Below are 21,047 nucleotides of genomic sequence, written 5' to 3' on the forward strand. Positions count from 1 at the left end.
TGGTACCGCTCCCACAGTCCACTTCACACACCCAGCAACCACTTCACACAAGGCCGGCCTTGTGTGAAGTCGGGACTGGGTGTGTGAAGTCGTTATCTGCGGGGGGAGAGGGCCCTGGTGATCGCGCGGGAGGCCTGTTTCAGGACCGCCGCCAGCTCCCTCGGGCGGGCGCCCTCCGTCTCCACCACCACGCTGATGGCGGCCGTCACCTCGCCCGCCGGGTCAAGGACCGGCACCGCGACCACGAGGTCGGGCATCGTGATCTGGCCGCGTGCCACCGCGACCCCGGTCTGGCGGATGTGGGCGAGCGTGCGGCGCAGCTCGGCGGGGTCGGTCACCGTCATCGGGTTGAACCGCTCCAGCGGCGAGCGCAGCACCGCCTCCTGGAAGTCGGGCTCGGAGTGGGCGAGCAGCACGAGCCCGGTGCCGGTGGCGTGCATCGGCCAGCGGTCGCCGACGCGGCTGGTCACCGGGTTGCGGACGCGGGCGCGGATCGCCTCGACGTACACGACCTGCATGCCGTCGCGCACGGCCAGGTGCACGTTGCCGCGGGTGATCTGGTGCAGGTCCTCGAGGTGCGGGAACGCCGCCTCGCGCAGCTCCAGGCCGCGCGGGGCCAGCGCGGAGAGTTCCAGGAGGCGCAGCCCCACCGAGTAGCGGCCGGCGCTGTCGCGTTCGAGCGCGCCCCAGTCCACGAGCTCGCGGGTGAGGCGGTGTGCGGTGGGCAGGGTCAGTCCGGCGCGCCGCGCGATCTCGGAGAGCGACAGGCAACGGTGTCGCGGTCCGAACGCGTCCAGTACCGACAGGGCGCGCCCGGCCGCGGTGGGCCGGGCCGTCCCCGGGCCACGGCGCCGACCTGCGGCATGCGGCGCCGGAACGTCCGGGGTCAGGGTCATGTCGCACCTCCGGTGGTGGGATCGGGCGGGGTGACGAGTCCTTCGCGGATCGCCACCAGCGCGGCCTGTGTGCGGGAGGTCAGCTGCAGCTTCGCGAGGATGTGGCTGACGTGCGTGCGGGCGGTGCGTTCGCTGATGTAGAGCTCGGCCGCGATCTGGTGGTTCGACATGCCGCGGGCCACCAGCGCGAGGATCGAGCGCTCCCGCGCGGTGAGGGAGGCGACGCCGGTGGGCGGCGAGACGAGGCGGCGGGTGAGCCGGCCCGCCACGGTGGGGTCGAGGTGCACCTCGCCCCGGTCGGCCGAGCGGATCGCGGCGGCGACCTCGTCCGGGTCGGCGTCCTTGAGCAGGTAACCGGACGCGCCCGCCTCCAGCGCGGCGTGCACGCGCTCCAGCTCGCCGAAACTGGTGAGCACGACGACCCGCACGTCCGGGTGCGCGGCGAGCACCGCGCGGATGGCAGTGATGCCGTCCATCCGCGGCATCAGCACGTCCATGAGCACGACCTGGGGGAGCCGGCCCTCTGTGGCGAGGCGCTGCAGCCGGTCGAGCGCGTCCTTGCCGTCGACGGCCTCGGCGACGACCTCGATGCCGTCGGCGCTCTCCAGGTAGGCGGAGAGCCCGCGGCGGACCACGGCGTGGTCGTCGACGACGAGCACGCCGATGTCGCCTGCGGGAGCAGGCGCGGCTTCGCTCACCGTGCCGGGCCTGGTCCGCCCACCGGGACGCACACCCGCACGCGGCATCCCCCGCTGTTCGGCCCACGGTCGTCGTCCATACTGCCCAGCTCGATCGATCCGCCCCATCGCTCCGCTCGCTCCCGCATCGACACCAGGCCGAGCGCGCCGGCCCGCACCTGGGCCGTCAGCCCGATCCCGTCGTCGCTGATCTCGACCACCACGCGGTCCGGCGGCCCGCTGGTGCTGATGTGCACCGACACCCGCGTCGCATCCGCGTGCTTGACGACGTTGTGCAGCGCCTCCTGCACCACCCGGTAGAGGTCCTCCTGCAGCTCGACCGGCAGGTCGCCGACCCCGACGCTGAGGTCGACGTCGACGTCGATGTCAAGGCCGGAGGTGCCCTGCACCGACTCGGCGTGGCTGCGCACCGCCCCCGCGAGCCCGCGCTCGACCAGTTCCACCGGGTGCAGCTGCAGCACGAGGCCACGCAGGTCGGTGAGCGCGGTCTGGGCCAGTTCGAGGAGCTCGTCGGCCACCGCCTGCACGCGCTCGGCGCGGATGGCGCGGCCGGGGGCGACCTGGGCCTGCAGCGCCTTGGCCTGCATCCGCATCGAGAACACCTGCTGGACGACCGAGTCGTGCAGCTCGCGGGCGAGCCGGGCGCGCTCGGCGACCTGCGCGTCGTGCCGGGACCGGGAGAGCAGGTCGGCGGAGTCGACGGCAGTGGCGGCCTGGTCGGCCATCGCCTCCAGGAACTCGACGGCCTCCGTGCCCGGCGGCTCGCCCGGCTTGTAGAAGGCGTTGAGCACACCGACCGCCCGGCCCCGCACGACCAGCGGGACCGCCGCGAAGGCGTCCCACTCGGGGGCGCCCATGATCCGGTGGAGCGGTTCCCATGCCGGGTCGGCCATCACGGCGGCCTTGCGGTGCGGCACGACGATCCGCCGGCACGACTCGAAGGCCTCGACGAACATCATCCGAGCGCCGAGGCGCCTGCAGTCCTCGAGCCGGTCGGTGAAGTCCTCCGCGTCGGTGAAGCCGGCCTTGCCGACGACCCGCATGGTGCCGCCCTCGACCCGCAGGATCTGCACGGCCGCGATGTGCTCTGCCTGCACCACCTCGTTCGCGACGACGTCGAGGGTGACGCTCAGCGACGCCGCGTCGGCGACGCTCGACGCCGCGCGGGCGATCGCCGCGAGCCTGCGCTGCCCGCGCCGAGCGTCCTCCGGGCTCGGGTCGAGCGCACCCCCGCATTCCGGGCACCGCGAGCCCGCTGCGAGCCGCTCCTTCCGGGTGAGCACTTCCGTCACGCCGACCCCTTCGTCTGCGTCACCTTCGTCTGCGTCATGGAGCTGTAGATCGAGCCCAGTCTCACCACTGCGGGAGCCAGGTCACAAGTGCTGTCACAAGTGCCGGGGCCGCCCTCGCCGATGTCGTCCGCGGCGACCCATGCGGCCTACGACATATGACCGATGCGTCACGGCGGCGCCGAACATGTCTTCCGTCCCGCGAAACCGTCCCTGCACCCCGAGTCGCGCCTCCCTGAGGCTGAGTGGGCCGCCTGGGGTGAGCCCGGTCACCGTGCTGCTCCCTCGGGCCCGCTACGGAACGGGAGTCCAGGTGAGACGACGCACGCACGCGGCAGCGGTATTGCTGGCCGCGCTCATGCTCATCGCCGCGTGCGGCGGGGGCGGCGGCCGAGCGGCAGGTCCGGCGACGCCGACCGGCCCTCCGCAGCGCGGTGGGGAGATCACCGTGCTGGAGAATGCGTCGTTCGCGGGTGGCTGGCCGACCGGGCTCGACCCGGCCACGAACACCACGGGCGGCGCGAACATCGCGCAGATGAGCGCGATCTACGGCGGGCTCTTCCGGCTGCAGGCAGCGGACGACGGCTCGGGCGCCGAGGTCGTGCCGCACCAGGCTGAGGGATACGAGCTGCTCGACGGCGGAACGACGGTGCGGATCACGATCCGGGAGGGCATCCGGTTCACCGATGGCACCCCGATGGACGCCGAGGCGGTGGCGTTCAACTTCCGCCGGGCCGTCGACTCCCCGTGCACCTGCTCGCCGACGTGGCCACTCGCCGAGAACGGCATCACCACCGACGGCCCGCGCACCGTCGTGCTGACGTTCACGCGCCCGTTCGCCGCGGTGATCAACGCGTTCCCGGCCACGAACGTCAACTGGATCGCCTCGCCAACGGCGCTGCAGCAGATGGGGGAGGAGCAGTTCGCGTTGAAGCCGGTGGCGGCGGGCCCGTTCACCGTCGTGTCCAACCAGCTCAGCTCCGAGCTCGTGCTCGAACGCAACCCGGGCTACTTCAAGCAGGGGCTGCCCTACCTCGACCGGCTCACGTTCCAGTCGATCGGCGGCGACCAGCCCGCCTACCAGGCGCTGCTGGCCGGCCAGGCCCAGGCGTACGAGGGCCTCAACACCACACCGCTGCTGGAGCAGGCGCAGGAGGCGGGCCGGATCACCGTCACCGTGCAGCCGCCCACCTCGCCGTACGTGGTGCAGCTGAACACGCAGCGCGCGCCGTTCGACGACCAGCGCGCCCGCGAGGCGATCTACCACGCCACCGACTTCTCGGCGATCTCGCAGGGCCTGTTCCGGGGCCGCTACCCGGTGAGCCAGAGCTTCACCGGGCCCGGCGGCCTCTTCCACCACGAGACCGTCGCGGGCTACCCCGCCCACGACCCCGCGCGCGCCCGGCAGCTGGTCGCCGAGCTCGGCGGGCTCACCGTGCACCTCGGCACGCTCAAGGGCTACGTGGCCGAGCAGGTGATGACGGCGCTGCAGACCCAGTGGCAGGAAGCCGGCATCACCGTGCAGATCGAGAGCTACGAGCTGTCGACGCTCATCCAGGAGTTCCGTTCCGGCGAGTGGGACTCGATGCTGCAGACCGCGGGGGCGTGGGATCCCGCGGCCGGGGTCGGCGTCGGCTTCCGCTTCTCGTCGGACTCGCCCTTCACCGGCGTGAAGGACCCCGAGCTCGACCGGATGCTCGACACCGCAGAGGCCACCCTCGACCCGGCGGAGCGGGAGAAGCTCTACGTCGACGCGGGCCGCTACATCAGCGAGCACGCCTACGCGCCGTTCGGCCTCGCCTTCGCCCCCGCCAACCTCGCGACGGAAGGGGTGTACGGGCCGGGGCTGACCACGAAGATCCCGCCGATCGTCGTCAACACCGGCGTCCACTGGGATGAAGTGTGGAGGGCGCCGCAGTGACGGCGGTCGCGATCCGTCCCCGCTGGTCCCCTCCACCGAGCCTGCGGCTCGTCGGCAGGCGGCTGCTGATGGTCGTCCCGATCATCCTCGGGGTGAGCATCCTGACGTTCTGGGTGCTCGCCCTGATCCCCGGCAATGCCGCGCAGCAGCTGCTCGGGCCGGAGGCCACCCCGGAGCAGATCCGGGCGCTCGAGCTCGAGCTCGGGCTCGACCGGCCCGCGGTGCTGCGCTACCTGGACTGGCTCGGCGGCGCGGTCACCGGTGACCTCGGTACCTCGCTGGTGAACGGCCAGTCAGTGACGGGCCAGATCGCCGAGCGGATGGCCGTCACCGCCGAGCTGGTGGCGCTCGCGTTCGTCGTCTCGCTCGGCCTGGCCGTGCCGGTGGCGCTGCTGGCGGCGTACCGGCCGAACCGGCTGTTCGACCGGGTGAGCATGCTCGTGAGCATCACCGGCCTCTCGGTGGCCAACTACGTCCTCGCGCTGCTGCTGGTGCTGGTCTTCGCGGTGGAGCTGACGCTGTTCCCGGCCATCGGGTTCGTCCCGCTGTCGGAGGGGGTGGCGGGCAACCTGCACTCGCTGGCGCTCCCGGCAGCCGCGATCGCGTTCCCGCTGTTCTGCTTCTACACCCGGTTCCTGCGCGGTGACCTCGTCGACCAGCTGCAGGGGGAGGACTACATCACCACCGCGCGGGCGAAGGGCATCGGGCCGTGGCAGGTGCTGCTGCGCCACGCGTTCCGCAACTCGGCGTTCGGCCTGATCACCGTGGTCGGGCTGAACCTCGGCACGCTGCTCGGCGGCACCGTGATCGTCGAGCAGATCTTCGCCCTCCCCGGGATGGGGCAGCTGATGCTCCAGGCGATCAACACCCGCGACGCGACGGTGGTGCAGGGCTGCGTCGTGGTGTTCGCCGTGGTCGCCGTGCTGGCCAACCTGGCCGCCGACCTGCTCTACGCCGTTCTCGACCCGAGGATCCGCTATGGCAGTCGTTGAGGCCGTTCCCGCGTCGGCCGGGCCCGACGAGGCGCGGAGGTCGGGGAGTCTGGCGCGCAACCTGGAGATCGTGGTGCCCGCCGGGGCGCTCGTGGTCATCGCCGCCGCCTGCTTCCTCGGGCCGCTGGTGCTGCCGGTGCCGCCGCCGACCGGGGGGAGCGTGCTCGAGTCCTACCTCGACGCCGGCTCGCCGGGGCACCTGTTGGGCACCGACCCCAACGGCAACGACATCCTCTCGCGGATCCTGCACGGCGGGCGGTCGTCGCTCGTGGTGGCGATCGCGGTGAACGTGCTCGGGCTGGTGGTCGGCGGCACACTCGGGGCGCTCTCGGGCTACCTCGGCGGCGCGGTCGACACGGTGATCATGCGGGTGCTGGACGTGCTCATCGCGTTCCCGTCGCTGGTGCTCACCCTTGCCGTGGCGCAGAGCCTCGGCGCGAGCCAGACCAACACGATCCTCGCGCTCGCCTTCTTCTCGATCCCCGCATTCGCGCGGATCTCCCGCGCGGCGACGCTGCGCCTGCGCGAGCTGCCGTTCATGGCGGCGGCGCAGCTCTGCGGGACGCCGGGACGGCGGGTGCTGCTGCGCCACATCGCCCCGAACATCACCCCGCAGCTGATCACGTTCGGGATGCTGGGGATGGGCATCGTCATGGTGATCGAGGGGGCGCTGTCCTTCCTCGGCCTCGGCATCCCGCTGCCCGCGCCCAGCTGGGGCAACATGATCGCGCAGGGGCAGCAGAGCCTCTCGGCCACACCGATGCTCGTGGTCTGGCCGTGCGCGGCGCTCTTCGTGACGGTGCTGGCCTTCAACCTGCTCGGCGAAACGCTGCGGGCACGGTGGAGCGGCCGATGACCACAGGACGGGTGGCGGCCGACGCCGAGCCGATCGCGCTGGAGAAGGAACCGGCGCCGCTGCTCGAGGTGAGCGATCTTCGGGTGCGCTTCACGCGGGCCGGCCGCGCGGTGTACGCGGTGAACGGCCTGTCCTACCGCCTCGCGCAGGGCCGGATGCTCGCGATCATCGGCGAGTCCGGGTCGGGCAAGAGCGTGAGCTCGCGGGCGTTGATGGGCCTGCTGCCACCGACGGCGCAGGTGAGCGGCTCGGCCCGGTTCGACGGGACGGAGCTGGTGGGCCTTCCGGAGCGGGAGATGCGCCGCCGCCGGGGCGCCGACATCGCGATGGTGTTCCAGGACCCGGCCCGATCGCTCAACCCGACGATGCGGATCGGCGCGCAGATCACGGAGGCGGTCCAGGCGCACGCGCGGCTGGACCGGAACGCGGCGAAGGAGCGCGCGATCGAGCTGCTGCAGCTCGTGCGCCTGCCCGCGCCGGAGCGCCGCTTCCACGAGTACCCGCACCAGCTCTCGGGTGGGATGCGGCAGCGCGTGATGATCGCGATCGCGCTCGCCGCTCGGCCACGGCTGCTCATCGCCGACGAGGCGACGACCGCGCTGGACGTCACGACGCAGGCGCAGATCATGGAGCTGCTGGTCGAGCTGCGGCAGCAGCTCGGCATGGCGGTGATCCTGATCAGTCACGACCTCGCGCTGGCCGCGAGCTACGCCGACGACGTCGTCGTCATGTACGGCGGGCGGGCCGTGGAGCGGGCCCCCGCCGCCACGCTGTTCGCGTCGGTGCGGATGCCCTACACCCGCGCCTTGCTGGGCGCGATCCCGCTGCTGGAACGCCCTGCGCACACGGAGCTGCCGGTGGTGCCGGGGCAGCCGCCCGACCCGGCCGCCTTGCCGGCGGGGTGCCCGTTCCGGCCGCGCTGCGGCTCGGCCGGCGACGAGTGCGCGACGGCGCCGCCGTTCGACGAGCACGAGCCGGGGCACTGGTGGGCGTGCTGGCACCCGGAGGAAGAGAGATGAGCGCAGTAAAGGATCCGCTGCTCCGGGCCCGGAACATCGTGCAGGAGTTCCCGGTGCGCGGAGCAGGGGGCCTGCGCGGCGGGGTGGTGCACGCCGTGTCGGACGTGTCGTTCGACGTGCACACCGGCGAGACGCTCGGGATCGTGGGCGAGACCGGCTCCGGGAAATCCACCCTCGCGCGGTCGCTGGTGCAGGCGCCGCGGCCGAAGTCGGGCGAGGTGTTGTTCCAGGGCAGCGATCTGGTGCGGCTGCGCTGGAAGCGCCTTGTGGCAGCGCGCCGGCACGTGCAGATGGTGTACCAGGATCCGTTCGGCTCGCTGAACCCGCGCTGGCGGGTCACGGAGCTGGTCGAGGAGCCGCTGCTGGGATACGGCGTGAAGGGTGCGGAGCGGCGCCGCCGCCGGGTGCGGGAGCTGCTCGACCTCGTCGGCCTCGACCCCTCGGTGTTCGGCGGGCGCAGGCCGCGGGAGCTGTCCGGCGGGCAGTGCCAGCGCGTGGCCATCGCCAGGGCGATCGCCCTCGACCCGGCCCTGGTGATCTGCGACGAGGCGGTGTCCTCACTCGACGTGCTGATCCAGGCGCAGGTGCTGAACCTGTTCGAGCGGCTGAGGTCGGAGCTGGGGCTGTCGTACCTGTTCATCGCCCACGACCTGGCGCTCGTCAAGCAGGTGAGCGACCGGGTGGCCGTGATGCACCTCGGGCAGCTCGCCGAGATCGGCCCCGCCGACGCGCTGTACCGGGGGCCGCTGCACCCCTACACCGCCGCGCTGCTCGACTCCGTGCCCGGCCTCGACCCGGCCACCGGGCGCGCCCGGCGGCCCGTGCCGCTGCGCGGTGAGCCGCCCTCGCCGCTCGATCCGCCGAGCGGCTGCCGGTTCCGCACTCGCTGCCCGCGCGCCCAGGACCGGTGCGCGGTGGAGGAACCGACGCTGCAGGAGCACTCGCCGGGGCACAGCGTGGCGTGCCACTTCCCGCTGGACACTCCCGAGCCGGACCGCGGGGAACCGCGACATCTGACCCGCTCCGCGCCCGACACCACGGCGGGACGGCGCGGACATCTGCAGGTCGAGCCCTTGCCCGGCCGTTCCTAGCATCACACGAAAAGGGCATCTCAAAACGGACATCCGGCATCGACGCCGCCAGAGAGTGGGTTTCGAAGATGAACTCCCCGTCCCACCGACATCTCAGCCGGGCCCTCGCCGCGCTCGTCTCGGGTCTCGCCCTGCTCCTCGCGGGTTGCGGCGGTGCGGCCCCTGCGGGCGGCGCGCCGGGCAGCGGTGATCTCACGCCCGTCACGTTCCTCAACGTCCTGCCCATCGAGAGCCTCACGTTCACCCCGGAGATCGTCGCCAAGGAAGGTGGCTATTTCGAGCGCGAGGGCCTGGACGTGCAGTTCCAGGTGACGCGGGGAAGCGCGCAGGCGATCCAGACCGTCATCGCGGGCGGCGCGCTCGTCACGCGCGTGAGCGACTCCGAGATGATGGTCGCCGTCGGCGGCCGCGACGCGCCGGTCAGCGCGTTCGGGCAGCCGTCGCAGCAGGCGACGATCCGGATCGTCTCGGCGGCCGACGACCCGATCCGCGGCCCGGCGGACCTGCGCGGCAAGACGATCGGCATCCCGTCGGAGGGCGGCACCAGCGAGACACTCATCGACACCCTCGCCAGGACCGCAGGGCTCACCGATGCCGACGTGAAGAAGCAGGTCGTGGGGCTCGCTCCCGGCATCTACGAGCTGGTGCAACAGGGCCGCATCGACGCCTACGTGGTGGCACTGGACACCGCGGTGACCGTCCAGCGCCAGCAGCCCGACGCAGTGGTGCTCGACCCATCGCAGGTGATCGCGGGCGGCACCCAGGTCTACATGACCTCGCAGGCGGCGCTCGCCGACCCCGCGCAGCGCGACGTGCTGCAGCGCTTCCTGCGGGCGGTGAAGGCCTCCCAGGAGTCGGTGATCGCCGACCAGCCGCTCGACTCCACGCTGAAGACGCTCGGGGACGCCTACGACATCCCGATCCTGCGCGAGCCCGACGTCGCCAAGGAGACCCTGCGCCAGTACATCGCCAGCTGGCAGGCGAGCGGGGAGCTGCTGAAGATCGCTCCGGACCAGTGGTCGCGCGTGTACGACGAGGCGGTGGCCGAGCAGCTCGTGCCCGGCGGCCTCGACGCGAACGGGAGGTTCACCAACGACCTGCTGCCGGGAGCGTCGTCGTGAGCAGGCTGTCCGACACCGCCAGGGTCGCCGAGTCGCTCGCAGGCCCCGGCGCGGGCACGGCGGAGCTGGAGCTCCGCGATGTCGACAAGATCTACAAGGGCAGGCGCGGCGCCACCACCGAGGCGCTGCGCGGAATCTCGCTCGCCGTGCGGACCGGAGAGTTCGTCTCGCTCGTCGGCCGCTCCGGATGCGGCAAGACCACGCTGCTGCGGATCCTCGGCGGACTGGTCACCCCGACCAGTGGCGACGTCCTCATCGGCGGGCAGAACCTCTGGAAGGGCAGCAGCCGGGACCCGGCGGCGCTGGAGAAGTTCGGGATCGTCTTCCAGGAGGCGAACCTGTTCCCCTGGTTCTCCATCGAGGACAACATCGCGCTGCCGCTGAAGCTGCGTGGCGTCGACAAGCGGCGCCGCCGCGAGCGCGCAGGGGAGCTGTGCGACCTGGTCGGGCTCGGCGGGTTCGAGAAGGCCTACCCGCGCGAGCTCTCCGGCGGCATGCGGCAGCGGGCCGCGATCGCCCGCGCGCTCTCCTACGACCCGTCGATCCTGCTCATGGACGAGCCGTTCGGCGCGCTAGACGCGCTCACCCGCGACCGCATGAACCTCGAGCTGCAGCGCATCTCGGTGGTCACCGGCGCCACCGTCGTGTTCGTGACGCACTCGATCACCGAGGCGGTGTTCCTCTCCGACCGGGTCGTGCTGCTGTCGCCGCGGCCGGGCCGGATCCGGTCGGTCACGCCGGTCGGGTTCCCACGGCCGCGGTCGCTCGACGTGGAGACCGAGACCGGGTTCCAGGAGATCGTGCGTCGGCTGCGTCGCGAACTGGACGAGGACGGGGAGGAGGGCTGATGGAGCGGGAAGAACGCAACTGGTTGCCCTGGGTCAGCACTCCGATCGTGCTCCTGCTGGTCCTCGCGGTCTGGACCCTCGCGGTGACGGCGTTCGGGGTGTCGGAGTTCATCCTGCCGACGCCGGCCGACGTGGGGGAGGCGGTGCTGCGGATGCTCGCCGACGCCTCGACGTGGGGACACGTGGTCATCACCCTCACCGAGGTGGCGCTCGGGTTCCTGGCGGCGCTGGCGTTCGGCCTCGTCGCCGGGGTGGTGCTGGGCAGGGCGGAATGGCTGGAGCGGGCCCTGCGCCCCGTCCTGGTTGCGGTGCAGGTGGTGCCGAAGGTGGCGTTCATCCCGCTCTTCGTCATCTGGTTCGGCTTCGGCGTCACCAGCAAGATCATCATGGCGGCCACGCTGGCCTTCTTCCCGATCATGCTGAACGTGATGCTCGGCGTCCGCTCGGTCGAGCGCGGCCACCGCGACGTCATGCTCGGCCTCGGCGCCCGGCGCTGGGCCACCTTCCGCGACCTGGAGCTGCCCAGCACGTTGCCGTACGTGTTCGCTGGCATGGAGGTCGCCATCGTGTTCGCGGTGATCGGCGCGGTCGTCGGCGAGTTCCTCGGCGGCAGCGAGGGGCTCGGCTACCTCGTCGTCGTCAGTCTGAACGCGCTCGACGCCCCACAGCTGTTCGCCGTGATCCTGCTGCTCGCCGCCCTCGGCTGCCTGCTGTACCTGATCGTCAACGGGGCGAAGCGGTTCGTCATCCCGTGGCACGAGTCGGTGCTCGCCCGCGACACGCCCTGAGGAAGGAACCCCATGTTCGAGGCGATGGTCGACCCAACCGCCGGACCCGCCGCCACCGCCGCCGTGCCGCGCCTGGCCACGCGTCCCGCTCGGCTCGACGGGCTGGTGGTCGGCCTTGTGGCGAACCCGAAGAAGAACGCGGAGCCGTTCCTGGACGCCGTCGGCGAGCTGCTGGCGGCCGAGCACGGCACCGCGGACGTGGTGCGCACCCGCAAGACGAGCATCACCGACCCCATCGCGCCTGCCGTGCTCGACGAGCTGGCGCAGCGCTGCGACGTCGTGCTCATCGGCGTGGGCGACTGCGGCTCGTGCAGCGCGGCGGCCGTGGCCGACGGGATCGCGTTCGAGGCCGCGGGCGTGCCGGCGGCCGTGATCTGCACCGACGCGTTTCGGGTGAGCGCCGACGCGATGGCCCGGCTGCAGGGCAGCCCCGGCTACACCTACGTCACCACCGCGCACCCACTGGCGCCGCTCGACGCCGACGGCGTGCGCGACCGGGCCCGGCTCGCGCTGCCGGAGCTGGTCGGGATGCTCAGCAGCGCGGTACCCGCGGTGGCTCGATGACCGCACTCCAGGAGGACACCCAGCGGCTCCACTACACGCGCGCGGCGATCGAGCACGCCTACGAGCAGGGCTGGACCGACGGGCTGCCGATCGTGCCCGTCACAGCCGACGTGGTGGAGGAGTTCTTGGCCGCCACCCCTCGGCCGCGCGACGAGGTGGTGGCCGCGGTGCCGCACCTCGGGCGCGAGTGCACCGTGGAGCAGGCCGCGATCAACGCCGCCATGGCCGGATGCAGGCCCGAGTACCTGCCGGTCGTGCTGGCCGCGTGGGACGCGCTGATGCGGCAGCGGGTGGTGACCGGCGGCGGCTGGCAGAGCACCAGCGGCCCGGCCCCGCTGATCGTGGTCAACGGCCCGATCCGCGGTGAGCTGGGCATCAACTCAGCGGGCGGCGTGCTCGGCCCGGGCTTCCGGGCCAACGCGACGATCGCGCGCGCCATCGGGCTGGTCGTCCGCAACGTGTTCGGCATCCGGCCGCAGGAGCTCGAGCAGTCCACCCAGGGCATCCCCGGGCGGTTCACGCTCTGCATCGGGGAGAACGAGGAGGAGAGCCCTTGGGAGCCCCTCGCCACCGAGCTCGGGCTGGCCCCCGGCACCGACGCGGTCTCGGCGATGCTGCTGCGCACCTGCGAGTTCGTCGACAACCGGCACACCTCGGAGCCCGAGCAGGTGCTGTGGGACATCGCCGACACCGTCGCGCGCACCGGCGCCGCGATCGGGCGGCACTCCTCGGCCGGGCTCGTGCTCGGCGTCGAGCACGCCCAGCTGCTGGCAGCAGGCGGCTTCTCGAAGGCCGATGTGCAGCGCTGGATCTCCGAGCACGCCTTCCGCAGCCACACCGAGATGCGGCTCGCCGGCAAGAGCCTCGACGGGCAGGAGGGGCCGGGCGTCGACGAGCACGGCCTGCACGTCGTGCCCGACCCGGAGCAGATCCCGATCGTCGTGGCAGGGGCGCGCAACGCCGCCATGTCGATGGTCGTGCGCCCGTTCGGCTTCGGCGGCTGGTCGCGCACCGCCCACCCGATCCGGCAGAAGGCAGAAGGAGGACCGGCAACGTGAGCATCGACGAGAACGCCCTCGCCGGGCTGCGCAGCACCCTGGAGGCGGACGACTACCGGATGGCGCTCGCCGAGACCGGCGACCGCGTCGAGGTGACGATCACCGCGGGACCGGCGGCGTGCGAGGACTGCCTGGTCCCGAAGCCGATCATGCGCAACATCCTGCACGCGGCGCTCGGCGTGCCCGAGGACGCGATCGTGCTGAAGTATCCCGCGGACGCGAGCTGACCATGTCCCCTCCGCTGCTCGACGTGCGCGATCTCCGCGTGCGGTTCCCGACGCCGTCCGGGCCGATCGAGGCCGTGTCCGGGGTGTCGTTCACGGTGTCCGCAGGCGAGACACTGGCCGTGGTCGGGGAGTCCGGCTCGGGCAAGAGCGTCTCGTCGCTCGCGGTGCTCGGGCTGCTCGGCGGCGGCCGGGTGAGCGGCGGATCGATCCGGTTCCGCGGCGACGAACTGGTCGGCGCCGACCCGGAGCGGCTGCGGCGCCTGCGCGGCGCCGAGATCGCCATGATCTTCCAGAACCCGATGAGCTCGCTCGACCCGCTCTTCACCGTCGGGGACCAGATCGCGGAGGCCATGCGGATCCACCGCTCGGTCTCCCGCCGCGACGCGCGCCGCCGGGCCGTCGAGCTGCTCGCCGAGGTCGGGCTCCCGGACCCGGCGCGCCGCGTGCGGTCCTACCCGCACGAGCTGTCCGGTGGGCAGCAGCAGCGCGTGATGATCGCGATGGCGCTCGCCTGCGAGCCGGCCCTCCTCATCGCCGACGAGCCCACCACCGCCCTCGACGTCACCGTCGAGGCGCAGATCCTCGAGCTGCTGCGCCGGCTGCAGCGCGACCACGGCTCCGCCCTGCTCTTCGTCACCCACGACATGGGCGTGGTCGCCGAGATGGCCGACCACGTGCTCGTGATGTACGCGGGGCAGGTCGTCGAGCAGGGCCGGGTGGACGACGTGCTGCGCGGCCCCCGCAACCCCTACACGCGGGCCCTGATCGAGTCGATCCCGACGCCGGCCACCCCGCGGGACCTGCCGATGCCGGCGATCGCGGGAAACGTGCCGCACCCCTCCGACCTGCCCGGCGGGTGCCGCTTCCACCCGCGTTGCCCGTCGGTGCTGGAGCGCTGCGCGACCGACGACCCGCCGCTCGTCGAACTGGGACCGGGCCGCACGAGCCGGTGCTGGCAGCACGTGGGCGCGGGGGAGGTGGCGCGTGTCGGGTGACCCGCTGTTCGAGGCGCACGACCTGGTGAAGCACTTCCGGATGCGCCGCGCCGTGGTCAAGGCCGTGAACGGGGTGTCGTTCACGATCCCGCGCGGGCGCACCGTCGGGCTGGTCGGGGAGTCCGGTTCCGGGAAGTCGACGGTGGCGCGGCTCGCGCTGCGCCTGCTCGACCCGACGGCGGGCCGCATCTCGTTCGACGGCGTCGACCTGCTGCGCGCGTCCCGCGGAGAGGTGAGGGCGCTGCGGCGGCGGATGCAGATCGTGTTCCAGGACCCCTTCGGCTCGCTCAACCCGCGGATGCGGGTGGCCGACGCCGTCGGCGAGCCACTGGCCGTGCACCGGCTGGCCCGTGGGAAGGAGCGGACCGACCGGGTGGTGGAGCTGCTCGAACGCGTCGGGCTGGGCGCCCGCGACCTGCACAAGTACGCCCACCAGTTCTCCGGCGGCCAGGCCCAGCGGATCGGGATCGCCCGCGCGCTCGCCACCGGCCCCGACCTGATCGTCTGCGACGAGGCCGTGTCGGCGCTCGACGTCTCGGTGCAGGCCCAGGTGTTGAACCTGCTGAAGCGGCTGCAGGCAGAGCTGGGGCTGTCCTACCTGTTCATCGCCCACGACCTGAACGTCGTGCGGTACATGGCCGACGAAGTCTGCGTGATGCACCTCGGGGAGATCGTCGAGCGCGGCGACGGCGACGTCCTGTTCGCGGAGCCACAGCACGCGTACACGAAGACGCTCGTCGGTGCGGTGCGCACGCTCCCTGCGCCGGAGGCGACATGATCGGCTACACGTTGCGCAGGCTGGGCTACGGCCTTGTCGTGATGGCGCTGGTCACCGTGTTCGTCTTCGTGGTCATGCGGCTGGTGCCGGGTGACGCGGTCGCGCTGCAGCTGCAGGAGACCGGCGCGAGCCCGGAGGAGGCCGCGGCGATGCGGGCGCAGTTCGGCCTCGACGACCCGGTGTGGGCGCAGCTGGGGGCCTGGCTGGCCGGCGCGGTGCAGGGTGACCTCGGGACGTCGTTCTACGGCGGCGAGCCGGTCACCGAGCTGTTCCTCGCCCGCGTCCCGGTCACGCTGCAGCTGGGGCTGTTGGCCATCGCGATCGGCGCACTGCTCGGAATCGGGTTCGGCATAGTCGCCGCGGTCACGCGCGGCACCGCGGTGGATGCCGCGGTGCGCCTGTTCGCGGTGGCGTTCCTCTCGGTGCCGAACTTCGTCGTCGGGCTGCTGCTACTGACCTTCCTCGCGCTGTGGTTCGCCTGGTCACCCCCGATCGTCTATGTCGGCCCGGGGGAGGACTTCGTGGGCTGGCTGCAGCAGATCGCGATCCCCGTCCTCGCGCTCGGGACGGGTGGCATGGCCGCGGTCGCGCGCATGACCCGCTCGTCAATGCTGGAGTCACTCGGGTCGGACTACATCCGCACTGTGCACGCCAAGGGCGCCCGGCAGCGGACGGTGGTGTTCAAGCACGCCCTGCGCAACTCGACGATCGCGGTGCTCACGCTGCTCGGCCTCGAGCTCGCCACCGTGCTGGGCGGCACGGTGATCCTCGAGCAGATGTTCGCCATCCCGGGCACGGGTCAGCTCATCTACCAGGCGGTCCTCGACCGCGACTACCCGGTCGTCGTGGCCTGCACGATCTTCTACGCCGGCCTCTTCGTCGTCACGATCATCGTGATCGACCTGCTGTACGCGCTGGTCGACCCCCGGATCCGCACCGGGAGGGCGCTCTCGTGAACGCTGTCCGCCAGTTCGTCCGCGCCCAGCCACTCGGCGCGATCGCCCTCGTGCTCATCACCGTGTTCGTGCTCGCCGCGATCCTCGCCCCGTGGCTCGCCCCGCACGACCCCCTTGAGCAGTTCCGCCGCGACATCCTCTCCGAGCCCTCGGCGCAGTTCCCCCTTGGTACCGACGACCTGGGCCGCGACGTGCTCAGCCGCGCGATCCACGGCGCCAGCACGTCGCTGCTGGTCGGCGTCGCGACCACCGCCGCGAGCCTCGTTCTCGGCACCGCGATCGGCGTGGTCTCGGGCTACGTCGGCCGCGCCGTCGATGTCGTGCTGCAACGCGTGATGGACGCCGTGCAAGCCGTGCCGGGCATCGTGCTGCTGCTCTTCATCGCGGTGGTGCTGGGCCCATCGGTGCGCAACACCGTGGTCGCCCTGACCGTGGTGATCACCCCGTCGTTCAACCGGATCGCCCGCGGCGAGACGCTGCGCATCCGCGAGGAGCGCTACGTGGAAGCCGCGCGCGCGACGGGTGCGGGCGTGCCACGGATCCTCTTCCGGCACGTGCTGCCCAACCTGCTCGCGTCGGTGCTCACCCTGGGCAGCCTGATCTTCGCCGGCGTGATCATCGCGGAGTCGGCGCTGTCGTTCCTCGGCATCGGCGCCCCGCCGCCGACGCCGTCGTGGGGCGCGATGCTGTCCGAGGGTGTCCGGTACGTCGAACGCGCCCCGTGGGTCATCCTCGTGCCCGCCGCGCTGCTGTCGCTCGCCGTCTTCAGCTTCAACCTGCTCGGCGACGCCCTGCGCGACCACCTCGACCCGCGCCTGCAGCGACCCGTGATCGACCGCGCCGCCCGCCGCTGGTGGGGCGGTGGCCGCCCGCCCGCGGCGCTCGCCCCGACCCTCGCGCGTCCCGACAACTGAAGAGGAGCAACGTGGAGATCTCGCTGGAGGGCAAGGTCGCCCTGATCACCGGGGCGGGACCGAACATCGGCAGCGGCATCGCGCTGGCGCTCGCGCGCTACGGCGCGAAGGTCGCGTGCAACGACATCGACCCAGCGGCCGCGAAGACCGCGGTCGACCGGATCGAGCGCAACGGTGGCACCGCCATCGCGGTGCCCGGTGACGTCACCGACGAGGAGCAGGTCACCGGCTACCTCGCCCGGGTGATCGAGGAATTCGGCAAGATCGACATACTCGTCAACAACGCCGCGCTGCTCGGCGGCAAGGGCGTGCTCGACGAGAGCACCGAGTTCTTCGACCGCGCCGTCCGCGTCGCGGCGCTGGGCAACTTCCTCAACACCAAGCACGTCGGCAGGCACATGGCCGAGCGCGGCATCCGCGGCTCGATCGTCGCGATCTCCTCGTCCAACGGCTGGTCCGGCTCGGCGGGCGTGATCGCCTACGCGTTCCACAAGGGCGGGGTGAACAACTTCGTCCGGGCGGCGGCCATGGACCTCGCCCCCTACGGCATCCGCGTCAACAGCTTCACGCCCACCGCGCCCACCCCCGACAACCCCGAGCTGATCAAGGAACGCGGGCCCGGCGGCGTGCTCGAGAACCCCCGGGCCCACGGCATCGGCGGTCAGACCGGCGACGAGGAGTGGCGTCGCCCGTCCCGGTTCACCGGGCAGCGTGCCCCGCTCGTGCCCATGGGCACCACCGGCACCCCGACCGACATCGGTCACGCCGTGGCCTGGCTGTGCTCGGACTACGCCCGCCTGATCACCGGCTGCGACTTCGTGGTCGACGGCGGGGCGCGCGCCAAGAACTTCGCCTACGCGCCCGCACCCGCATCCGATCTCGCCGGGCCGCTGCCGTTGATCCCCCTGGACGTCACCGGTGAACTGGACCAGGAGCTGGCATGAGGCCCGTCGACCGCAGGACGTTCCTGCTGGCCACCCTCGCCGCGTCGGGCGCACTGGGGCTCACGGCGTGCGGGGGAGGTGGGCGCAGCCGATCCGGTCCGGTCGGGGAGCCGCGCCCAGGCGGCAGCCTCGTGGTGCAGCAGACGACCGAGGTCACCCGCGGCGTCAACCCCCTGACGACGAGCGATCCGACCACGATGGGGATCGTCTCGGGCACGGTTTACAGCAAGCTCGCCGAGTTCCGGACCGGACCGGACGTGACGTCGCTCGAGATCGAGCCCGACCTCGCCGAGTCCTGGGAGATTGCGCCGGACGGGCTGACCTACACCTTCCACCTCCGCCGCGACGTGCGCTGGCACAACATCGCGCCCGTCAACGGGCGTCCGTTCGTCGCCGACGACGTCGTGGCCACCTTCGAGGGTCTGAAGCGGGCCACCGGCGTGCACACGTGGATGATCGAGCCGGTCACGAGCATCACCGCGGCCGACGACCACACCGTGGTGTTCAGCCTCGAACGGCCATACGGCCCGCTGATGGAGTACTTCGCCTACCACTTCAACATGATCCTGCCGAGGGAGGGCGTCGAGGGGCAGTACGACCTGGAGACCCAGGCGATCGGCACCGGGCCGTTCATGCTCGACACGCACACGCCCGACGTCGAATGGGTGCTCAAGCGCAACCCGGACTACTTCGTCCCCGGCCGGCCCTACCTCGACGAGATCCGCCGCCCGATCCTCTCCGACACCGCGGCCATCACCGCCGCCCTGCGCAGCGGCCGCCTCGACGCCGGCGTCACCAGCGACGTGAACGTGGCGGAGGAGTTCAGGTCCCGCGGCGGCTTCACGGTCACCGAGACACCGGGCGCGCCGATCAGCATCTACCTCAACCCGACCGTAGAGCCGCTCGACGACATCCGGGTGCGGCAGGCGGTGATGGAGGCGGTCGACTGGGTCGGCATGGGCGAGAACATCCGTGGCCACTTCAACCTGACCTCCCTGCTGCGGCCGGACACCAGCGCCGCCGCGCTGACCCGCGAAGAGGTGCTCGAGCTACGCCCGTTCGACCCCGCCCACGCGCGGGCGCTGCTCGCCGAGGCGGGCCTGCCGAACGGGTTCTCCACGTCGCTGCTCGTGCAGCGCGTCGACGACGAGGACGTGCGTGAGGCGCAGTGGATGCAGGCCGACCTCGCCGAGGTCGGCATCCGGGCCGAGATCGAGATCGTGGACCCGGCGACCGGCATCGACCGGCGCCGCAACCACGACTTCGCGATCACCAAGGCCCTGCGTGGCGTGCACCTGCCCGACCAGGTGTGGCGCGACTTCGCGCCGGACTCGATCGAGAACTACGCCCTCGTCGACGACCCGGAGCTCAACCGGATGGTCGAGCAGTCCCGCGCGACGGTCGACGAGGCCGCGCGGGCCGACATCTACCGGCAGATGCAGGTGCGGATGGAGACCGAGATCCGGCAGGCCTTCTACCCGATCCAGAAGTTCGACTACGCGATCGCGAACGAGCGGGTGCAGGGCCTGTGGCCGAGCCCGATCTACCAGGGCCGGCGCCTCGCGGATGTGTGGCTCGCCGACAGCACCGCATGACATGGAGGCGTGAACGGGACAGATGACGTATTCCACACGCGTCCCGGCGCAGGTGCGGTGCTGCCGCCGCTTTGTTTGGATCATCCCACCGAATGGCGTCCGAAGGAGTGCGCAGCCGTGACAACACCTGCCACCAGCCCGTCCCGCAGAAGCATCTTCGTGGCGAGCTTCATCGGCACGTCGATCGAGTGGTACGACTACTACATCTTCGGCACGGCGGCCGCGCTGGTGTTCGGCCAGCTGTTCTACCCGTCGTTCTCGCCCGCGGCCGGCACCCTCGCCGCGTTCGCGACCTTCGCCGTCGGGTTCATCGCCCGCCCGCTGGGAGCGGCCGTGATCGGCCACTACGGGGACCGGCTCGGCCGCAAGTCGATGCTGGTGCTCACCCTGGTCCTGACCGGGAGCGCCACGTTCCTGATCGGCGTACTGCCCACGTTCGAGTCCATCGGCATCGCCGCCCCGATCCTGCTGGTGCTGCTGCGGCTGGCACAGGGCTTCGGTGTCGGCGGCGAGTGGGGCGGGGCCGTGCTGATCGCCACGGAGCACGCCCCGCCGGGGAAACGCGCGGTCTACGGCAGCTTCGCGCAGTTCGGGGTGCCCGTCGGCGTGCTGACGTCCAACCTCGCCTTCCTCGCCGTCTCCCCGCTGTCGGACGAGGACTTCATGTCGTGGGGCTGGCGCCTGCCGTTCCTCGCGAGCATCGTGCTCGTCGTCGTCGGGATCGTTGTGCGCAGGCGCCTGCAGGACGCGCCCGAGTTCGAACGGCTCAAGAAGCAACAGACGCTGAGCAAGGTCCCGGTGGCCGAGCTGATCCGCACCGCGCCGGGGAAGCTGATCCTCGCGAGCCTCGCCGCCATCGCCCCACCCGCGATCGGCTACTCGGTGATCGTCTACATGCTCAACTACGGCACCCAGGTCGTCGGGTTCGCACGGCCCCTGCTGCTCACGCTCATCCTGCTGTCCACGGTGGTGTGGATCGCCACGATCGTCCTGTCCGCCGTGCTCGCCGACCGGTACGGCGCCAAGCCCATCTACGTGATCGGCACGGTCACCGCGGTGGTGTGGCCGCTGCCGATGTTCGCGCTGGTCGACACCGCCAACGCCGGGCTCGCCTTCATCGCCTTCTGCGTCGCGGCGATCGTGCAGGGGCTCATCGTCGGTGCCCAGGGCCGGCTGTTCACCGAGATCTTCGAGGTGCGGGTGCGCTACAGCGGCGCCTCGATCGCCTACCAGATCGGCGGCATGATCGGCGGTGCGATCACGCCGATCGCGGCCACGTGGCTCTTCGCCGAGTACGGCTCGTCCACGGCCATCGCGCTCTACCTCACCGGCATCTGCCTGCTCAGCCTCCTGGGGATCCTCGCTCTGCAGGCGGGCCATGCTGCAAAGAGCGAGGCACTGCCCGCGGCGACGGACGGCTGAGCCCGGGCTGCGGCAGGGGCGGCACCGTCGGCATGATCATCGGATCGGTGCCCGGCCGGCCATATACGGCCGTGG

21 protein-coding genes are annotated in these 21,047 nt (G+C 71.8%); 18 read left to right on the plus strand and 3 right to left on the minus strand.

All coding sequences use genetic code 11. The features are described 5' to 3' along the window. Window positions 1–92: 92 nt before the first annotated feature. From K1T35_RS21535 to K1T35_RS21545, 3 genes are read right to left on the minus strand one after another with little or no spacing between them, the layout of a single operon-like run. Window positions 93–896: an IclR family transcriptional regulator gene (locus tag K1T35_RS21535; RefSeq protein WP_220261913.1), complete on the minus strand. Its 804-nt coding sequence runs from the start codon at window positions 894–896 to the stop codon at window positions 93–95. Beyond that, on the minus strand, window positions 893–1,594 hold the full coding sequence (locus K1T35_RS21540) for a response regulator transcription factor (protein WP_255622385.1): 702 nt from the start codon (window positions 1,592–1,594) through the stop codon (window positions 893–895). The genes K1T35_RS21535 and K1T35_RS21540 overlap by 4 nt, the downstream gene beginning before the upstream one ends. Then, the gene (locus K1T35_RS21545) at window positions 1,591–2,886 is read right to left on the minus strand and encodes a GAF domain-containing sensor histidine kinase (RefSeq protein WP_255622386.1); all 1,296 of its coding nucleotides are present in this window, start codon (window positions 2,884–2,886) and stop codon (window positions 1,591–1,593) included. Before K1T35_RS21545 ends, K1T35_RS21540 begins: the two co-directional genes overlap by 4 nt. 310 nt (window positions 2,887–3,196) lie before the next feature. Between K1T35_RS21545 and K1T35_RS21550 the strand changes: the two genes are divergently transcribed. From K1T35_RS21550 to K1T35_RS21635, 18 genes are all read left to right on the plus strand, one after another. Next, window positions 3,197–4,804: an ABC transporter substrate-binding protein gene (locus K1T35_RS21550; protein WP_255622387.1), complete on the plus strand. Its 1,608-nt coding sequence runs from the start codon at window positions 3,197–3,199 to the stop codon at window positions 4,802–4,804. Continuing rightward, a complete protein-coding gene (locus tag K1T35_RS21555) occupies window positions 4,801–5,796 on the plus strand; it encodes an ABC transporter permease (RefSeq protein WP_255622388.1) in 996 nt (331 codons plus the stop codon). The genes K1T35_RS21550 and K1T35_RS21555 overlap by 4 nt, the downstream gene beginning before the upstream one ends. Beyond that, complete coding sequence (locus K1T35_RS21560) at window positions 5,783–6,652, plus strand: ABC transporter permease (RefSeq protein WP_220261915.1); 870 nt, start codon at window positions 5,783–5,785, stop codon at window positions 6,650–6,652. The genes K1T35_RS21555 and K1T35_RS21560 overlap by 14 nt, the downstream gene beginning before the upstream one ends. Beyond that, window positions 6,649–7,671, plus strand: a complete 1,023-nt coding sequence (locus K1T35_RS21565; protein ID WP_220261916.1) for an ABC transporter ATP-binding protein — start codon at window positions 6,649–6,651, stop codon at window positions 7,669–7,671. The genes K1T35_RS21560 and K1T35_RS21565 overlap by 4 nt, the downstream gene beginning before the upstream one ends. Continuing rightward, window positions 7,668–8,762: an ABC transporter ATP-binding protein gene (locus tag K1T35_RS21570; protein WP_220261917.1), complete on the plus strand. Its 1,095-nt coding sequence runs from the start codon at window positions 7,668–7,670 to the stop codon at window positions 8,760–8,762. The genes K1T35_RS21565 and K1T35_RS21570 overlap by 4 nt, the downstream gene beginning before the upstream one ends. Before the next feature lie 68 nt (window positions 8,763–8,830). Beyond that, on the plus strand, window positions 8,831–9,883 hold the full coding sequence (locus tag K1T35_RS21575; protein WP_220261918.1) for an ABC transporter substrate-binding protein: 1,053 nt from the start codon (window positions 8,831–8,833) through the stop codon (window positions 9,881–9,883). Next, complete coding sequence (locus K1T35_RS21580) at window positions 9,880–10,731, plus strand: ABC transporter ATP-binding protein (protein WP_255622389.1); 852 nt, start codon at window positions 9,880–9,882, stop codon at window positions 10,729–10,731. Before K1T35_RS21575 ends, K1T35_RS21580 begins: the two co-directional genes overlap by 4 nt. Further along, the gene (locus tag K1T35_RS21585) at window positions 10,731–11,519 is read left to right on the plus strand and encodes an ABC transporter permease (RefSeq protein ID WP_220261919.1); all 789 of its coding nucleotides are present in this window, start codon (window positions 10,731–10,733) and stop codon (window positions 11,517–11,519) included. The genes K1T35_RS21580 and K1T35_RS21585 overlap by 1 nt, the downstream gene beginning before the upstream one ends. A gap of 24 nt (window positions 11,520–11,543) precedes the next feature. Continuing rightward, window positions 11,544–12,083 carry a UGSC family (seleno)protein gene (locus tag K1T35_RS21590; protein WP_255622390.1) on the plus strand — a complete coding sequence of 180 codons (540 nt, stop codon included), beginning with the start codon at window positions 11,544–11,546 and terminating at the stop codon, window positions 12,081–12,083. After that, a complete protein-coding gene (locus K1T35_RS21595) occupies window positions 12,080–13,141 on the plus strand; it encodes a hypothetical protein (RefSeq protein WP_220261921.1) in 1,062 nt (353 codons plus the stop codon). The genes K1T35_RS21590 and K1T35_RS21595 overlap by 4 nt, the downstream gene beginning before the upstream one ends. Further along, window positions 13,138–13,368 carry a hypothetical protein gene (locus K1T35_RS21600; protein ID WP_220263341.1) on the plus strand — a complete coding sequence of 77 codons (231 nt, stop codon included), beginning with the start codon at window positions 13,138–13,140 and terminating at the stop codon, window positions 13,366–13,368. Before K1T35_RS21595 ends, K1T35_RS21600 begins: the two co-directional genes overlap by 4 nt. 2 nt (window positions 13,369–13,370) lie before the next feature. Further along, the gene (locus tag K1T35_RS21605; protein ID WP_220261922.1) at window positions 13,371–14,363 is read left to right on the plus strand and encodes an ABC transporter ATP-binding protein; all 993 of its coding nucleotides are present in this window, start codon (window positions 13,371–13,373) and stop codon (window positions 14,361–14,363) included. Continuing rightward, window positions 14,353–15,141, plus strand: coding sequence for an ABC transporter ATP-binding protein (locus K1T35_RS21610; RefSeq protein WP_255622391.1), 789 nt, complete (start codon window positions 14,353–14,355; stop codon window positions 15,139–15,141). Before K1T35_RS21605 ends, K1T35_RS21610 begins: the two co-directional genes overlap by 11 nt. Beyond that, entirely contained in the window at window positions 15,138–16,097 is a 960-nt protein-coding gene (locus tag K1T35_RS21615) for an ABC transporter permease (RefSeq protein WP_220261923.1), read from the plus strand. The genes K1T35_RS21610 and K1T35_RS21615 overlap by 4 nt, the downstream gene beginning before the upstream one ends. Beyond that, window positions 16,094–17,011, plus strand: a complete 918-nt coding sequence (locus K1T35_RS21620) for an ABC transporter permease (protein WP_255622392.1) — start codon at window positions 16,094–16,096, stop codon at window positions 17,009–17,011. Before K1T35_RS21615 ends, K1T35_RS21620 begins: the two co-directional genes overlap by 4 nt. Window positions 17,012–17,022: 11 nt before the next feature. Then, window positions 17,023–17,955, plus strand: a complete 933-nt coding sequence (locus K1T35_RS21625; protein WP_220261924.1) for an SDR family NAD(P)-dependent oxidoreductase — start codon at window positions 17,023–17,025, stop codon at window positions 17,953–17,955. Further along, window positions 17,952–19,550 carry an ABC transporter substrate-binding protein gene (locus K1T35_RS21630; RefSeq protein WP_220261925.1) on the plus strand — a complete coding sequence of 533 codons (1,599 nt, stop codon included), beginning with the start codon at window positions 17,952–17,954 and terminating at the stop codon, window positions 19,548–19,550. The genes K1T35_RS21625 and K1T35_RS21630 overlap by 4 nt, the downstream gene beginning before the upstream one ends. A gap of 117 nt (window positions 19,551–19,667) precedes the next feature. Further along, window positions 19,668–20,972, plus strand: a complete 1,305-nt coding sequence (locus tag K1T35_RS21635; protein ID WP_220261926.1) for an MFS transporter — start codon at window positions 19,668–19,670, stop codon at window positions 20,970–20,972. Window positions 20,973–21,047 lie beyond the last annotated feature (75 nt).

This window comes from Pseudonocardia sp. DSM 110487, from assembly GCF_019468565.1.
In the GTDB taxonomy this organism is placed as follows: Bacteria; Actinomycetota; Actinomycetes; order Mycobacteriales; family Pseudonocardiaceae; genus Pseudonocardia.

Coding starts and splice junctions, on each gene's coding strand:
- K1T35_RS21590 (WP_255622390.1), top strand. CDS start 11,544: ATGGTCGACCCAACCGCCGGACCCGCCGCCACCGCCGCCGTGCCGCGC.
- K1T35_RS21585 (WP_220261919.1), top strand. CDS start 10,731: ATGGAGCGGGAAGAACGCAACTGGTTGCCCTGGGTCAGCACTCCGATC.
- K1T35_RS21560 (WP_220261915.1), top strand. CDS start 5,783: ATGGCAGTCGTTGAGGCCGTTCCCGCGTCGGCCGGGCCCGACGAGGCG.
- K1T35_RS21605 (WP_220261922.1), top strand. CDS start 13,371: ATGTCCCCTCCGCTGCTCGACGTGCGCGATCTCCGCGTGCGGTTCCCG.
- K1T35_RS21615 (WP_220261923.1), top strand. CDS start 15,138: ATGATCGGCTACACGTTGCGCAGGCTGGGCTACGGCCTTGTCGTGATG.
- K1T35_RS21630 (WP_220261925.1), top strand. CDS start 17,952: ATGAGGCCCGTCGACCGCAGGACGTTCCTGCTGGCCACCCTCGCCGCG.
- K1T35_RS21570 (WP_220261917.1), top strand. CDS start 7,668: ATGAGCGCAGTAAAGGATCCGCTGCTCCGGGCCCGGAACATCGTGCAG.
- K1T35_RS21535 (WP_220261913.1), bottom strand. CDS start 896: ATGACCCTGACCCCGGACGTTCCGGCGCCGCATGCCGCAGGTCGGCGC.
- K1T35_RS21565 (WP_220261916.1), top strand. CDS start 6,649: ATGACCACAGGACGGGTGGCGGCCGACGCCGAGCCGATCGCGCTGGAG.
- K1T35_RS21575 (WP_220261918.1), top strand. CDS start 8,831: ATGAACTCCCCGTCCCACCGACATCTCAGCCGGGCCCTCGCCGCGCTC.
- K1T35_RS21595 (WP_220261921.1), top strand. CDS start 12,080: ATGACCGCACTCCAGGAGGACACCCAGCGGCTCCACTACACGCGCGCG.